Here is a 13,966-nt window from a genome sequence, read left to right as displayed (position 1 = left end):
CTCCAGTCATTCAAACACGCAGCGTGGGAAGTAGAACGACACCACCCAGTTCGGCATGTCGACGATCTCGCTGATGCGGAGATCTCCGCACACCGAGGCCAGCATGTAGGCTTCGACCGGATCGATCTTGTAACGGCCGGCGAGCAGGTCGACCATCTGCGCTACGGCCTCCCTGGCGCCGGCCATCAGGTCCGGACCGATGCCGGTCGTCACCTCATAGCCCTTGGCGTCGAGATGGCGCGTCACCGGACCCGACGTGGTGAAGCGCGGCGTCTTCAACCTGGCGTCCTTGACCAGATCGAGCTTGAGCACGACATCCATCGGGCTTTCGATCGCCGTACCACAGACCTCGCCGTCACCTTGCGCGGCATGGGTGTCGCCGACCGAAAACAGCGCGCCCGCCACTTCCACCGGAAGATAGAGTGTGGTGCCGGCGGCGAGATCGCGGATGTCGAGATTGCCACCGACGCGCCGTGGCGGCACCACCGAGTGGTGGCCCTTTTCGGCCGGCGCGTTGCCGATGGTGCCGGCGAAGGGTTTCAGCGGAACGCGGGCGTTTTTGCCGAACAGCGCCGGCTCGAGCGAGGCGGCATCATATTTCCAGATGTTCAGCGCCGGTTCCTTGAAGTCGTCGGCGAGCAACCCAAACCCCGGAATGTTCGCCGTCCAGCCGAAGCCGGACGGTTTGAACAGCTCGATCGTCACCTTCAGCGCGTCACCAGGCTCGGCACCCTCGACGAAGATCGGTCCGGTAACCGGATTGACCATGGCGAAATCGAGCTTGGCGACGTCGGCAACGGTGCTGTCGGGCCTCAGCTGACCGCCGCCGGCATCGAGGCACTGGAACTCGATGGTCGAGCCGGGCGCCACCCGCTCGACCGGGGCAAACGAATTGTCCCAGCCGAAATGATGATGACGCCCGTGGATGGTATAGTCGCAGTTATTGCACATCTTTTACGTACACATTGTCGTAGTTGATCGGGATATGGACCGGGTCGACATAGAGGTTGTCGGCGCCGCCCATGCGCGCCGATTTCATGGTGAAGCGCTGCTCGTTGAAGACCGGCGCCCAAGGCGCGTCCTCCATCACCTTGTCATAGATGGCGCTCCACATCTTGTCGCGCTCGCCTGCCTTGGCCGGATCGACCACCGAATCGGCCTCGGCCGCCTTGGCGTCGAGATCCTTGTTGCAGTACCACGACCAGTTCCAGCCGCCCGGCACCGCACCGGCGCAACCGAGGATCGGACCGTAGAAGTTCGACGGATCGGGGAAGTCGGCGATCCAGGCCATGCCGCCCGACCAGATCATCGGCGCACCGGCCTTGTCGCCGCCGGCGGCGATGACATTGGCCTGGGCCAGCGACTGGATGCTGGCCTTGATGCCGATGGCCGCCAGATCCTGCTGGATCGCCTGGGCGATGCGCGGGTTGGGATCGGTGTTCATGGCGAACAATTGCGTGTCGAAGCCATCAGGATGGCCGGCTTCGGCGAGCAGCGCCTTGGCCTTGGCGACGTCGTAAGCGTAGCCCTTGTATTCCTTGTCGTAGCCCGGCATCGACGGCGGCAGCGGCTGGTTGGCCGGCACGGCGCGGCCGTTGATGATCTGGATGATGCGCGCCTTGTTGATCGCCATGTTGACGGCCTGGCGCACCTTCACATTGTCGAACGGCGCCATGGTGGTGTTCATGGTGACGTAGCCGGTGTGCAGCTGGCCGCCTTCGACGACGCGCGCCTTCTGCTCGGGATCGGCCATCACCTCCTGGAATTTTGCCGGCGGAATGCCGTCGCCGGGCACGTCGATCTCGCCCTTCTGCAGGCGCAGCAGCGCCACGATCGGCTCCTGGCCGATCTCGAAGGTGATCTTGTCCAGATGCGGCAGGCCCTTGTGCCAGTAGTCCGCATTGCGCTCGAAGACGATGCGCTGGCCGAGTGTCCACTCGGCGAGCTTGAAGGCGCCGGTGCCGACCGGATGCTTGCCGAAATCGGCGCCGTATTTCTCGACCTCTTCCTTCGGCACGACATGCGAGAAGTTGATGGCCATGACATGCAGGAAGGTGGCATCGGGGCGGGTCAGTTCGAACTTGACCGTGTAGGGATCGACGACGGTGACGCCCGAGAGGCTCTCGGCCTTGCCGGCGGCGACATCGTCATAGCCCTTGATCGAGCCGAAGAAACCGGCGCCGGGACTCTGGGTCTTCGGATTGGTGACGCGGTCGAGCGAATATTTCACGTCGTCGGCCGTCATCTCGCGGCCGTTGTGGAATTTCACGCCATGGCGCAGCTTGAAGGTGAAGGTCTTGCCGTCGGGCGCGATCTCATAGCTTTCGGCAAGGTCGGGCTTCAGGTTGGTGGTGCCCGGTTCGTAGTCCATCAGCCCGTCGAACAGGCTCTTGATCATCGACCAGTTCTGCCAGTCATAGCCGATCGCCGGATCGAGCGTGGCGACATCATCCTTGTAGGTGATGGTGATGGCGCCGCCCTGTTTGGCGTTCGGATCGACGGCGTCTTCGGCGCGAACACTTGTCATGCTGAGCATCAGCGCCAGCGCCGACACTGCGACTGTGGATGCGAGAAAATTTTTCATTTTTATGTTCCCTTTCTCTGTTTGGTTTCAGTCATGTCATATTGTTTTCTCTCAGGTCTGGGTTGTCATCTGAGCTTGATGCTCACCTGAGTTTAATTCGGGGATCGATGAAGGGCGCGATGATGTCGGCCAGCAGGTTGCCAAGCACGATGGCGAAGGCCGATACCAGGGTGACGCCCATGATGATCGGGATGTCGACGCGCTGGATGGCCTGCCAGGCCAGCTGGCCGATGCCGGGCCAACCGAACACGCTTTCGACGACGACGATGCCACCCATGAAGATGCCGATGTCGATGCCGATCATGGCGATGACCGGCAGGATGGCGTTGGGCAAGGCATGGCGGAACAGGATGGCGCGTCGCGCCAGACCCTTGGCGCGTGCGGTGCGCACGTAATCCTGGCGCAGTACGTCGATCATCGACGAGCGCATCATGCGGGCGTACCAGCCGGCGCCGAGGATGCCCATGGTCAGCGACGGCAGCACCAGATGGCGCCAGGTGCCGTAGCCGCCGATCGGAAACCAGCTGAGCCGCACCGCGAAGACGTAGAGTAGCAGCAGGCCGACGACGAATTGCGGCGCGGAGACGCCGACGAAGGAGGCGACCATCAGCGTCTGATCGGTGGCGGTGCCGCGCCTGACCGCGGCGATCAGGCCCATGCTCAGGCCGAGCAGCAGCTCGCACAGGATGGCGCCGACCATCAATAGCAGGCTGGCAGGCAGCCGCGAGACGATCAGCTCGGTGACCTCGGAGCGCTGGATGTAGGAGCGGCCGAGATCGCCGCTGATGAGCTTCACCAGATAGCGCCAGTACTGGACGACGAAGGGTTGGTCGAGACCGAGCTGCTGGCGGATGTTCTCGACCGTCTGCGGCGTGGCGCTGCGGCCGGCAATCTGGCGCACCGGATCGGCCGGCAAGAGATAGAGCAGCGCGAAGGTGATCAGCGAGACGCCGAGCAGGATGAGCAGCGACTGGATCAGGCGGCGGCCGAGATAGGCGATCATGCCCGCCCCCTTTGCGTTGGATCGAGGATGTCGCGCAGCGCGTCGCCGATCAGGTTGAAGGCCAGCGCCAGCGCCAGGATCGCCGCACCGGGGAAGAACACCAGCCAGGGTGCGGCCTGGAAGTAGGTCTGGTTCTCGAAGATGATGTTGCCCCAGGACGCCGTCGGCGGCTGCACGCCGATGCCGAGGAAGGAGAGCGTCGCCTCCAGCAGCACCGTGGTCGAGATTCCGAGCGTGCCCCAGACGATGATGGTGGGCAGCAGATGCGGCAGGATGTGGCGAAACAGGATGCGCGGTGCGCCGGCGCCGATGGTGCGTTCGGCGTCGATGAACTCACGTTCGGCCAGCGAGCTGGTCTCGGTGTAGATGACGCGCGCGGTCTGCACCCAGTTGACCAGCGCGATGACCATAGCGACGATCCACAGGCTGGGCTCGAACACCGCCGCCAGGCAAATGGCGAGCAGGAGTGCGGGAAACGCCATCATCAGATCTGTGAAGCGCATCAGCGCGCTGCCGATCCAGCCTCGGAAATAGCCGGCAACAACGCCGACCAGCGTGCCGATCAGAAGCGCGACGCCATTGGCAACGATGCCGATGATCAGCGAGGTGCGGGCGCCGTAGAGGATACGGGTCAACAGGTCGCGGCCAAGCAGGTCGGTGCCCAGCCAGAATTTTGCATCCGGCGGCAAGGGCGAGCCATCGATGGTCAGGCCGTCGAACATCTGCTCGTTGGGGTCATAGCCGGTCAGCCATGGCGCCAGCACGGCACCGGCAACGACGATGGCGACGATCACCAGCCCCAGCAGCGCCAGACGGCGCCTGACCAGCCGGCGCCAGACGCCGGCGCGCGGCTTGACCGGCATGCGCCCGGCTGCCGGGAGATCAGGCGCGATGGGACTGGTCATCGCCGCCTTCTTCCCCCGTTGCTTCTTCACTTGTCATGGCCACGATCCGGCGTGCGGCATCCTCGACGCTGATCTGCCAGCTCATCGCCAGCGAGCGAAGCTGCGCATAGGCGCGCTCGTCGTCGGTACCCTTGGACAGCGCGGTCACCGCGCGCACGATGGTCTGGCGCTCGGCGACGCGCTGGCGAAGCGAGGCAATCTCGCTGGCCAGATGTTTTCGCGCCTCGAAACTCTGCCTTGCGATCAGCAGCGCGCTGTAGACGCCGGCATTGCCGACCGGCTTCAGCAACTGTGCGTCGGCCTTGTGCGACAGCGCCCATTCGATGCGGCCTGGCGCCTCCGAGCCGATCAGCGCCACCAGCGGCATCGGCGCTTCGCCCGGTTTCCACGGGAATTGCTCGTCGAAGCCGAGATCGGCATCGAAGAAGACGAAATCGGCGGCGAGCGCTTCGGGCGGCAGTTCCGGCCAACAGTCCAGCGTGACCAGGCCGATGGCCGACAATTGCCTGGTGATCGCCTGCACCGTCGGATGCTGGCGATGCAGGATGAAGGCCCTGGCGCCACCGAGATTGGGGATGCGTGGTGTTCTGGTCACGACACCACCCTCAGGCGCGGGCGGCCGAATGTTTTTGCCGGGTCGTAGCGCGACAGATACGGGTCCGGCGCGACCTCGTGCTGCCGGCTGACGACCTCGAAGAAGCCGTCCGCGATGCGCCCGATGATCACCGGCAATGTCGCGTGCTGGGAGTGGGCGTCGATGGCGATCGGCCCGAGCCTTGTGGTGAAGCGCCGTTCGGCAAAAGCTTTTGAGAATTCCGCCCGACCGGCGTCGGCATCGCGCGAGAGCACGTCGGCCATCACTTGCACCGACGCATAGGCGGAGGCCTCGAAGGACGAGGCGAAGGCGGCCGGGCGCGGCGCGAAATACGGCCCGACCGACAAATGGCCTTTCCCGGATTCGCCGATCGCCGGCAACTCGCCCTCGGTGAGGTTGCAGGAGATGACGGGGCAGATTTCAGGGCTGAAGGCCGGATCCTCGTTGCCCAAGTCGCGATAGGCAGCCAGGAAGGCGTAGGACGAGGTGCCGATCAAATTGTTGAGGATGAAGTTCGGCCGCGTGGCCCGGATTTCAGCGATCAGGCGCGACACGTCGGTCTCGCCGATACGCAGATAGCGTTCGCCCAGGACCTTGCCGCCGGCATCGGCGATCAGGTCGCGTGCGACGCGGTTCATCTCCCAACCCCAGATATAGTTCGAGCCGAGCAGGAAGCCGTTGGCGCCGAAGCGCGGCACGACATGGGCCATCAGCGGCACCAGATGCTGGTTGGGGCAAGCGTGCATATAGACGACGTGCTCGTTGGCCTCGAAGCCCTCATAGGGGCAGGCGTACCAGAGCATGCCGCCGGCTTTCTCCAAAACCGGGATCGTCTCCTTGCGGCTCCAGGAGGTGACACAGCCGACCACATGGCGGGCGCTGCTGGTCTTGAAGATGTCCTCGCAGAGCGTCGCGTAGCGATCCGCGTTGCTCTGCGGATCGCGCTCGACCGGCACCAGCTCGATGCCTGAGCTCCGGTCGGCGTTGATGTCGGCGATCGCCCGCATGGCGCCCATGCGGCACGCATCGGAGACGAGCTGATAGCTCCCCGAGCGGGAATAGAGGATACCGATCTCGATGCGCCGTTTCAAACAGATCCCCAAAATGACAATGCCCCGCAGCCAGCGCCGGAGGGCGAGGCATACGAGGCATTCTTGCCGCCCGGCGATCAGAGCCGGTATTTTTCCAATCACTAACCTATTCCGTACGGGCGGTCAGTCAAGCCCTCAACAATATCCGCGTGCAACACCCATGCCATCGCTGTTTCGTCGCCGTCAGCTATCTGGCTGCCGGCCTCCGACCGTGTTGGCGAGCATAGGCCACACAGGCGTCCACCGTGCTGACACAAAGCGCATCGCGACTGTTCGGCAAATTGTTGTCGCCAGCGTAGGCAACTTCGGCGACGCGGCCGTCGACCATGCGAATTTGCGTGTCGCAATAACCGCCGGGAGCGACATTTACGGAGCCGCCGACCGCCGGGATCGCACCGACCGCCAGGGTCGGGACGACAACGCTGAGATTGCCGCGCTGAACGACGCGCTTATAGGTCCAGATCTGGCTCGATTGGCCAGCATCCGCGGTGGCGGTCGGAAACCCCGCGCACATTCGAACGTCGGCCTCGCTGAGCCCGACCATCTCCTTGCGAGCCGCCGCCACGGTGGGGTCAACCTTGGCGATGCGCGACGTATCGTCGGGAATGACGCAGGAAGACTGGATGCCGACGAAGAGAACAGGAAGGGCAAGCTTTCGAATACAGGAAAATGTCATACCGATTGTGGGATTTGCCCGATTGTAGGATTTGCGTGGCGCCCGCCGCTCCTTCTACCTAGGCAAACAGGCGATCGGATCAACCCGTGCAACTTCACGAAAAAGTGGCCATGGCTGCATCATGGCCGGCGACTGGGAAGCGGGCGGAAGCGGGCTCGCGCCGGGGGGCGGCCATCGGAAACCGGATGCGAGCCGCAAGGGCCGCATCCTCCAGCGGGCGGATCAATGCCCCTGCAACTGCTTCCTCCGCCAGGCGGCGGGCGCTTCGCCGACCCGTTCGCGAAAAAACCGTGAAAAATAGGCCGGGTCGTCGAAGCCGATTTCGTAGGCGATGTCCTCGACCGTGCGTACGGTGAACAGCAGCAGCCGCTTGGCTTCTAGCAGCCGCCGTTCGCTGACGATGCGCTTGACGCCGCTGCCCAGCACCGCGCGGGCGGCCTTGTCGAGAAGATGCGGTGTCGTGGCCAGCGCCTCGACATAGCGGTCGACCGGCCAGTTGTCGCGAAAATGCGCATCGGCGAGTCGGCGCAACTCCAGCGCCAGCGAAGCGTCGGAAGAGGTTGCGGAGTCCTTCACCTCAGGGCTGAGGCGCGCGATGTGGGAGAGCGCGACGGCGATCAGCGCCGGCAGGACCCTGTCGTTGCCGGCTTGCGCCTCGGCATATTCGGCGGCGATCATCTCCAGCACCGCCGCCAATCTCGCCCACGCTGCGTGCTGCGGCAGACCGTCGGCGAAGACCGGCCTGTCCAGCGGCAGCAGGCTGTGACTGGCGATTGCGGCGAGCGCGCCGTCGGCGACCGAGACGACGACGGCGTCGGTGCCGGGCCCGATCGAGAAGCCATGCACGACATTGCTCGGCACGAAGCTGACGGCGGGCGCCGAAAAGTCCCAGGACCGGTCTTCGATGCGATAGGCGCCGGAGCCGCTGGTCCAGTAGGTGATCTGGCCCATCTGTGGATGCTTGTGCGCCGCGACCTGACCAAGATGGATATTGCTGCGCGCAAGCACCGTCTCGACATGCAGGAAACCGACATCGAGCGGCCGCACCGGCTCGCCATAGACGAAGAAGTCGGGGATGGAATTCTGGCTCATGGCGCCGGAAAAAGTCCAATCGGTTTTGCCGTTCCGTCCATAGCCGATGCATGCCCCGGGCGCTAGGGTTGCGGCTTAAGAGGAGGGACCATCATGCGATCAGAAGACTTCCGCGCCGACAAGGGACGCCCGTTCACCGGTGCCGAGTATCTGGAGAGCCTGCGCGACGGCCGCGAGGTCTATATCAACGGCGAACGCATTGCCGACGTCACCACGCATCCTTCGATGCGCAACTCGGCGCGGTCGCTGGCACGCCTCTACGACGCCCTGCATGACGCCAAGCGGCGGGACACGCTGACTTCGCCGACCGACACCGGCTCGGGCGGCTACACCCACAAATATTTCCGCGTTGCCAAGTCCTCCGCCGAGCTTGTCGCCCAGCAGACGGCGATCGCCGAGTGGTCGCGCATGTCCTATGGCTGGATGGGGCGCACGCCCGACTACAAGGCGGCGCTGATGAACACGCTCGGCGCCAATGCCGACTGGTACGGGCCGTTCAAGGACAATGCTCTGTCCTGGCACAAACGTGCCCAGGAAGCCGCACTGTTCATGAACCACGCCATCGTCAACCCGCCGATCGACCGCCACAAGCCGGCCGAACAGGTGAAGGACGTCTTCGTGCACATCACCAGGGAGACGGACGCAGGCATCTACGTGTCAGGCGCCAAGGTGGTGGCGACGTCGTCGGCGCTGACCCATTACAATTTCCTAGCGCAGGGCTCGGCGACGGTCACCGAGGATCCGTCGCTGTCGGTGATGTTCATCGTGCCGATGAATGCGCCGGGCATCAAGATGTTCTGCCGCGTTTCCTACGAGCAGACGGCCAACACGGTGGCGGCACCCTTCGACTATCCGCTGTCGTCACGCTTCGATGAGAACGACGCGATCCTGGTGCTCGACAATGTCTTCATCCCCTGGGAGGACGTTCTGGTGCTGCGCGACGCGCAGAAAATCCTGTCCTTCCATCCGGCGTCGGGCTTCATGCATGGCTACTGTTTTCAGGGCTGCACGCGTTTCGCCGTCAAGCTCGACTTCCTCGCCGGCCTGCTGGCCAAGGCGTTGCGCGCCACCGGCGGCGATGCCTTCCGCGGCAACCAGGCGGCGCTTGGCGAGGTCATTGCGCTCAGGCACATGTTCTGGAGTTTTTCCAACGCCATGGCCTACAACCCGATCCCGTGGGCGAATGGCGCGGTGCTGCCCAATCTGGAAGCAGCACTGGCCTACCGGACCTTCATGTCGGAAGCTTATCCGCGCGTCATCGATACCGTGCGCCGGGTGATCGCCTCGGGGCTGATCTACCTGCCGTCATCGGTGCGCGACTTCAACAACCCCGAGATCGACAGATATCTCGCGCAATATGTGCGCGGCTCCAACGATATGGGTCACATCGAGCGCATCAAGATCATGAAGCTGTTGTGGGACGCCACCGGCACCGAGTTCGGCGGCCGCCACGCGCTCTACGAGCTCAACTATGCCGGCGCGCCGGAAGAGGTGCGGCTGCAGGTGCTGAAGGGGGCTGAGCGCGGCGGCCGGCTGAAGGCGATGGAAGAGCTGGTCGACACCTGCATGGCCGACTATGACGAGAGTGGCTGGACCGGCGATACCTGGCTCAACCCGCTTGCCTCAATGGCCGAGTGAAATCAGATGGCCACGCAGATTTCGAAAGCCGATTTCCGCGACGCCATGGCGAGGGTCTGCGCGCCGGTCAACATCGTCACCACCGACGGGCCGGCTGGACGCGGCGGCTTCACCGCCACCGCCATGTGCAGCGTTTCCGACGAGCCGCCGACGCTGCTCGTCTGCATGAACGGACGTTCTACGCAGGCCGCCATGTTCCTGTCCAACCAGCGCTTCTGCGTCAACGTGCTGACGCATGACCATATGCATCTGGCGGGAAAGTTCGCCGGCGCGACCAGGGACATGGAAGCCCGCTATTCCGCGGCGCGATGGCAGACGCTGACCTCAGGCACGCCGGCGCTGTCGGATGCGATCGTCAATTTCGATTGCGAGATCGAGACTGTGCATGTCGTCGGCACGCACAATGTCATGATCGGCCGCGTCATCGATGTCAGGCACGGCAGCGGCGGCTCGGCCCTGCTCTATGTCGACCGCAATTACACGCAGCCGACGCGGCTTGGCAGCTTTGGCGGGTGAGTTTTCGCTGGTAGTGCAGACAGGGGATTCTATGAGCGGAGGCGAAGCCCTCTCGACTTCGTCATCCCAGGGCGGAGCAGGAGCGAAGCTCCGTCGCGAAGACCCTGGGATCCATGCCGCGAGGCGAATGAAGACCGCAGCGGTGCAGGAACAGGCGCCACTCGGCATATTGCAGATTTTGCACCGTGGCAGCGCTCGGAAGTCGCGGCAGGATCCTAGGGTCTGCGCCGCGTCGCTTCGCTCCTTGCTACGCCCTAGGATGACGAAACGATGGGAGTTTTCGCCAATCTTCGAGGCATGGGGACCGTTAACACGAGCGCCCGCCGTAGCGCTCAGCTCTCGCCGTCGATCAAGCTCTCCAGGAGATCGAGCAGCTGCTCAAGCTTCTCGTGGCCAAAACGTTGTTCGATGTCGTCATAAATGACGCGACGCTCTGGTGAAAGCGCATCGATCAGGGCGGAACCGGCAGGCGCAATAGTCAGCACGACGCGGCGGCCGTCGCCTTCGGCCTTGTTGCGGGTGATGAATTTGCGTCCCTCGAGCGCCTTGATGATACGCGTCAGGCTGGGCGGTAAAACCGATGCGCGATCGGCAAGCTCCGTTGCCTCGACCGGGCCGGCTTCGCTCAACACACGCAGCACGCGCCATTGCTGCTCGGTCACGTCATGCGCCGCAAGCATCGGGCGGAACCGCACCATCACCGCTTCGCGGGCATGAAGAAGCGCCATCGGCAGGGAACGACGAGTGTTTTCAGGCAGCAAGAAGAACGTCCCCAATATCGCGGTCGTCAACGGGTCTTTGGCCAGCATGGACCGCGTGCCAAAACCCGACCTTTCCATCCCGTATCGTTGCGCCAAGCCCGATGCAAGACTTGACTTCGCGCATGCTGCATGTAATTAACACGTTAACTACAACAAAGCAATAACCCAGGGAACGAAACGCCGTGCCTCACTTCTCCATCGAGTATTCGGCCAATCTCGATGCCAAGGTCGATATGGGCGAATTGTGCGCTCTGGTGTTGCGCACAGTGCTGGACACCGGGCTGTTCGAGACCGGCGCCGTGCGGGTGCGGGCGTTTCGCGCCGAGGCCTACGCTGTGGCCGACAGGCTGCCGGAAAACGCCTTTCTCGACATGTCGTTTCGCATCGGCACCGGCCGCAGCGCCGACGACAAGAAGCGGACCGGCGAAGCCGTCTTCGCGGCGGTGAGCGCATACCTTGCGACCCTGTTCGAGACCCCGCATTTCGCCCTGTCGCTCGAGATCCGGGAAATCGACCCCGTGCTGAGCTGGAAGAAAAACGCAATCCACCCGCGACTGCGCGGCAAGTGACGGAACCCGATATGTCCGACCTGCAAGGCAATCTGAACAAGGCCGAGGCCTATCTGGCCCGCTTCAAGCGCGATGGCGTGTTGAACCAGATCGGCGGCGAGGCGGTGCCGGCGCTCGACGGCGCGACATTTGAAACGCTGTCGCCGGTCGATCTGAAGCCGCTGGCCAAAGTCGCACGCGGCGGAGCCGTCGACATCGACCGTGCCGCCAAGGCGGCAAAGGCGGCGTTCCCGGTCTGGGCCGCCATGCCGGGCGAAGCGCGCAAGAAGCTGCTGCACAGAATCGCCGACGCGATCGAGGCGCGTGCCGAGGAGATCGCCTTCGTCGAATGCATGGATACCGGCCAGGCGCTGAAGTTCATGGCCAAGGCGGCGTTGCGCGGTGCCGAGAATTTCCGCTTCTTCGCCGACCGTGCGCCCGAAGCGCGCGACGGCGAGACGCTGCGGACCATGGGCCAGGTCAACCTGACCACACGGGTGCCAATCGGCCCGGTCGGCATCATCACGCCGTGGAACACGCCGTTCATGCTGTCGACCTGGAAGATCGCGCCGGCGCTGGCGGCCGGCTGCACCGTGGTTCATAAGCCGGCTGAATTCTCGCCGCTAACCGCTCGCCTGCTCGTCGAGATCGCCGAGGAGGCCGGCCTGCCGAAAGGCGTCTGGAACCTGGTCAACGGTCTGGGTGAAGACGCCGGCAAGGCGCTGACCGAGCATCCCGACATCAAGGCGATCGGCTTTGTCGGCGAAAGCCGCACCGGTTCGATGATCATGCGCCAAGGCGCCGACACGCTGAAGCGCGTGCATTTCGAACTTGGCGGCAAGAACCCGGTGATCGTCTTTGCCGATGCCGATCTCGAGCGCGCCGCCGACGCCGCGGTGTTCATGATCTATTCGCTGAATGGCGAACGCTGCACCTCGTCCTCGCGCCTGCTGATCGAAGCCCCGATCTATGAGAGCTTCACCGCCAAAGTCGCGGAGAGGGCTAAGCGCATCGTCGTCGGCCACCCGCTCGATCCGAAAACGGTGGTCGGTCCGCTGATCCATCCGGAGCACGAAAAGAAGGTGCTGTCTTATATCGACATCGGCAGGTCGGAGGGGGCCACGCTCGCCGTCGGCGGCGGCAAGGTCGTTGGGCCGGGCGGCGGCTGTTATGTCGGCCCGACCCTGTTCACCAACGTCACCAACGGCATGCGCATCGCGCAGGAGGAGATTTTCGGGCCGGTGCTGAGCGCTATTCCCTTCAAGGACGAGGCTGACGCGCTGACGCTGGCCAATGACACGCAATACGGCCTGACCGGCTATCTCTGGACCTCGGACGTCACCCGCGCGTTTCGCTTCACCGACGCGCTGGATGCCGGCATGATCTGGGTCAATTCGGAGAATGTGCGCCATTTGCCGACACCGTTCGGCGGCGTCAAGAATTCCGGCATCGGCCGCGACGGCGGTGACCATTCCTTCGATTTCTACATGGAGACGAAGAACGTAGCCTTCGCGACGACAGAGCACGCGATCCAGAAACTCGGCGGCTGACCGGAGGAAATCAGATGCCCTTGCCCAAGCCCAATCTCTATCCCGCCTTCAACATCGTGCGCCTCAGCCATGTCGAGCTGGCCGTCACCGATCTCGCCAAATCCCGAGCGTTCTATGTCGATACGCTCGGCCTGCAGGTCACCGACGAGACATCAGACACCATCTATCTCAGGGCGCTGGAGGAGCGTGGGCACCATTGTATCGTGCTGAAGAAGGCGGCCACGGCCGAAGCGCGCGACCTCGGCTTCAAGGTCTTCTCGGACGAGGATCTCGACAAGGCAGTGCATTTCTTCAAAGGCAAGGGCCTGCCGGTGGAATGGGTCGAACGGCCTTACCAGTCGCGCACCTTCCGCACGCGCGATCCGCACGGCATTCCGCTTGAATTCTACGCCCAGATGGAGCGGCTGCCGCCGATCCACCAGAAATATGCACTCTACAAAGGCGTCAAGCCGCTGCGCATCGACCACTTCAACTGCTTCTCGCCCAATGTCGACGAGTCCGTCGCCTTCTACAACGAGCTCGGCTTCCGCGTCACCGAATACACCGAGGATGCTGCAACCGGAAAGCTGTGGGCGGCGTGGACGCACCGCAAGGGCGGCGTTCACGACATCGCCTTCACCAACGGCATCGGGCCGCGCCTGCACCACGTCGCCTTCTGGGTGCCGACGCCGCTCAACATCATCGACCTGCTCGATCTGATGGCAACGACCGGCTATTTGCCGAACATCGAACGCGGCCCCGGCCGGCACGGCATCTCCAACGCCTTCTTCCTCTATGTCAGAGATCCGGACAACCACCGCATCGAGATCTACTGTTCGGACTACCAGACGGTCGATCCGGACCTCGAGCCGATCAAGTGGGATCTCAAGGACCCGCAGCGCCAGACGCTGTGGGGCGCACCGGCGCCGAAAAGCTGGTTTGAGGAGGGCAGCTTGTTTGCCGGCGCCAAGGCACGCCAACCGGATTTGACGGCTTCGCCGATCATTGCGCCGTGACTATGGACCTGA

At 63.7% G+C, this 13,966-nt stretch carries 14 protein-coding genes; 5 read left to right on the top strand and 9 right to left on the bottom strand.

Going from position 1 to position 13,966, the window contains the following annotated elements:
- Positions 1-6: 6 nt before the first annotated feature.
- The 8 genes from ACFOJ9_RS34280 to ACFOJ9_RS34245 all read right to left on the bottom strand — a co-directional run bounded on the left by ACFOJ9_RS34280 (position 7) and on the right by ACFOJ9_RS34245 (position 7,946).
- The gene (locus ACFOJ9_RS34280; protein WP_378985903.1) at positions 7-951 is read right to left on the bottom strand and encodes an acetamidase/formamidase family protein; all 945 of its coding nucleotides are present in this window, start codon (positions 949-951) and stop codon (positions 7-9) included.
- Positions 941-2,584, bottom strand: a complete 1,644-nt coding sequence (locus tag ACFOJ9_RS34275) for an ABC transporter substrate-binding protein (protein WP_378985901.1) — start codon at positions 2,582-2,584, stop codon at positions 941-943. The genes ACFOJ9_RS34280 and ACFOJ9_RS34275 overlap by 11 nt, the downstream gene beginning before the upstream one ends.
- 82 nt (positions 2,585-2,666) lie before the next feature.
- Positions 2,667-3,587 carry an ABC transporter permease gene (locus tag ACFOJ9_RS34270; RefSeq protein ID WP_378985899.1) on the bottom strand — a complete coding sequence of 307 codons (921 nt, stop codon included), beginning with the start codon at positions 3,585-3,587 and terminating at the stop codon, positions 2,667-2,669.
- Positions 3,584-4,450 carry an ABC transporter permease gene (locus ACFOJ9_RS34265; protein ID WP_378988241.1) on the bottom strand — a complete coding sequence of 289 codons (867 nt, stop codon included), beginning with the start codon at positions 4,448-4,450 and terminating at the stop codon, positions 3,584-3,586. The genes ACFOJ9_RS34270 and ACFOJ9_RS34265 overlap by 4 nt, the downstream gene beginning before the upstream one ends.
- Before the next feature lie 19 nt (positions 4,451-4,469).
- Positions 4,470-5,087 (bottom strand): ANTAR domain-containing response regulator, encoded by a 618-nt coding sequence (locus ACFOJ9_RS34260; protein ID WP_378985897.1) that lies wholly within the window; start codon positions 5,085-5,087, stop codon positions 4,470-4,472.
- Entirely contained in the window at positions 5,084-6,178 is a 1,095-nt protein-coding gene (locus ACFOJ9_RS34255) for a transporter substrate-binding protein (protein ID WP_378985895.1), read from the bottom strand. The genes ACFOJ9_RS34260 and ACFOJ9_RS34255 overlap by 4 nt, the downstream gene beginning before the upstream one ends.
- A 187-nt stretch (positions 6,179-6,365) precedes the next feature.
- Positions 6,366-6,854, bottom strand: coding sequence for a hypothetical protein (locus tag ACFOJ9_RS34250; protein ID WP_378985893.1), 489 nt, complete (start codon positions 6,852-6,854; stop codon positions 6,366-6,368).
- Positions 6,855-7,076: 222 nt separating this feature from the next.
- Positions 7,077-7,946 (bottom strand): helix-turn-helix domain-containing protein, encoded by an 870-nt coding sequence (locus ACFOJ9_RS34245; protein WP_378985891.1) that lies wholly within the window; start codon positions 7,944-7,946, stop codon positions 7,077-7,079.
- Positions 7,947-8,039: 93 nt separating this feature from the next.
- Between ACFOJ9_RS34245 and ACFOJ9_RS34240 the strand changes: the two genes are divergently transcribed.
- Positions 8,040-9,584: a 4-hydroxyphenylacetate 3-hydroxylase N-terminal domain-containing protein gene (locus tag ACFOJ9_RS34240; protein WP_378985889.1), complete on the top strand. Its 1,545-nt coding sequence runs from the start codon at positions 8,040-8,042 to the stop codon at positions 9,582-9,584.
- Positions 9,585-9,590: 6 nt separating this feature from the next.
- On the top strand, positions 9,591-10,100 hold the full coding sequence (locus ACFOJ9_RS34235; protein ID WP_378985887.1) for a flavin reductase: 510 nt from the start codon (positions 9,591-9,593) through the stop codon (positions 10,098-10,100).
- Between the two features lie 332 nt (positions 10,101-10,432).
- Here the strand turns inward: ACFOJ9_RS34235 and hpaR are convergent, their stop codons facing one another.
- The gene (hpaR, locus tag ACFOJ9_RS34230) at positions 10,433-10,909 is read right to left on the bottom strand and encodes a homoprotocatechuate degradation operon regulator HpaR (RefSeq protein WP_378985885.1); all 477 of its coding nucleotides are present in this window, start codon (positions 10,907-10,909) and stop codon (positions 10,433-10,435) included.
- Between the two features lie 134 nt (positions 10,910-11,043).
- On the opposite strand from hpaR, the gene ACFOJ9_RS34225 reads away from it, so the two are divergent.
- From ACFOJ9_RS34225 to hpaD, 3 genes are read left to right on the top strand one after another with little or no spacing between them, the layout of a single operon-like run.
- On the top strand, positions 11,044-11,430 hold the full coding sequence (locus ACFOJ9_RS34225) for a 5-carboxymethyl-2-hydroxymuconate Delta-isomerase (RefSeq protein ID WP_378985883.1): 387 nt from the start codon (positions 11,044-11,046) through the stop codon (positions 11,428-11,430).
- 11 nt (positions 11,431-11,441) lie between these two features.
- Complete coding sequence (hpaE, locus tag ACFOJ9_RS34220) at positions 11,442-12,959, top strand: 5-carboxymethyl-2-hydroxymuconate semialdehyde dehydrogenase (RefSeq protein ID WP_378985881.1); 1,518 nt, start codon at positions 11,442-11,444, stop codon at positions 12,957-12,959.
- Positions 12,960-12,973: 14 nt separating this feature from the next.
- Entirely contained in the window at positions 12,974-13,954 is a 981-nt protein-coding gene (gene hpaD / locus ACFOJ9_RS34215) for a 3,4-dihydroxyphenylacetate 2,3-dioxygenase (RefSeq protein ID WP_378985879.1), read from the top strand.
- Positions 13,955-13,966: the final 12 nt, after the last annotated feature.

It is taken from the genome of Mesorhizobium cantuariense, assembly GCF_042647205.1.
GTDB lineage: Bacteria > Pseudomonadota > Alphaproteobacteria > Rhizobiales > Rhizobiaceae > Mesorhizobium > Mesorhizobium cantuariense.
Note: the sequence above shows the minus strand (reverse complement) of the source record. Positions and strands in the feature narration are given on the sequence as shown.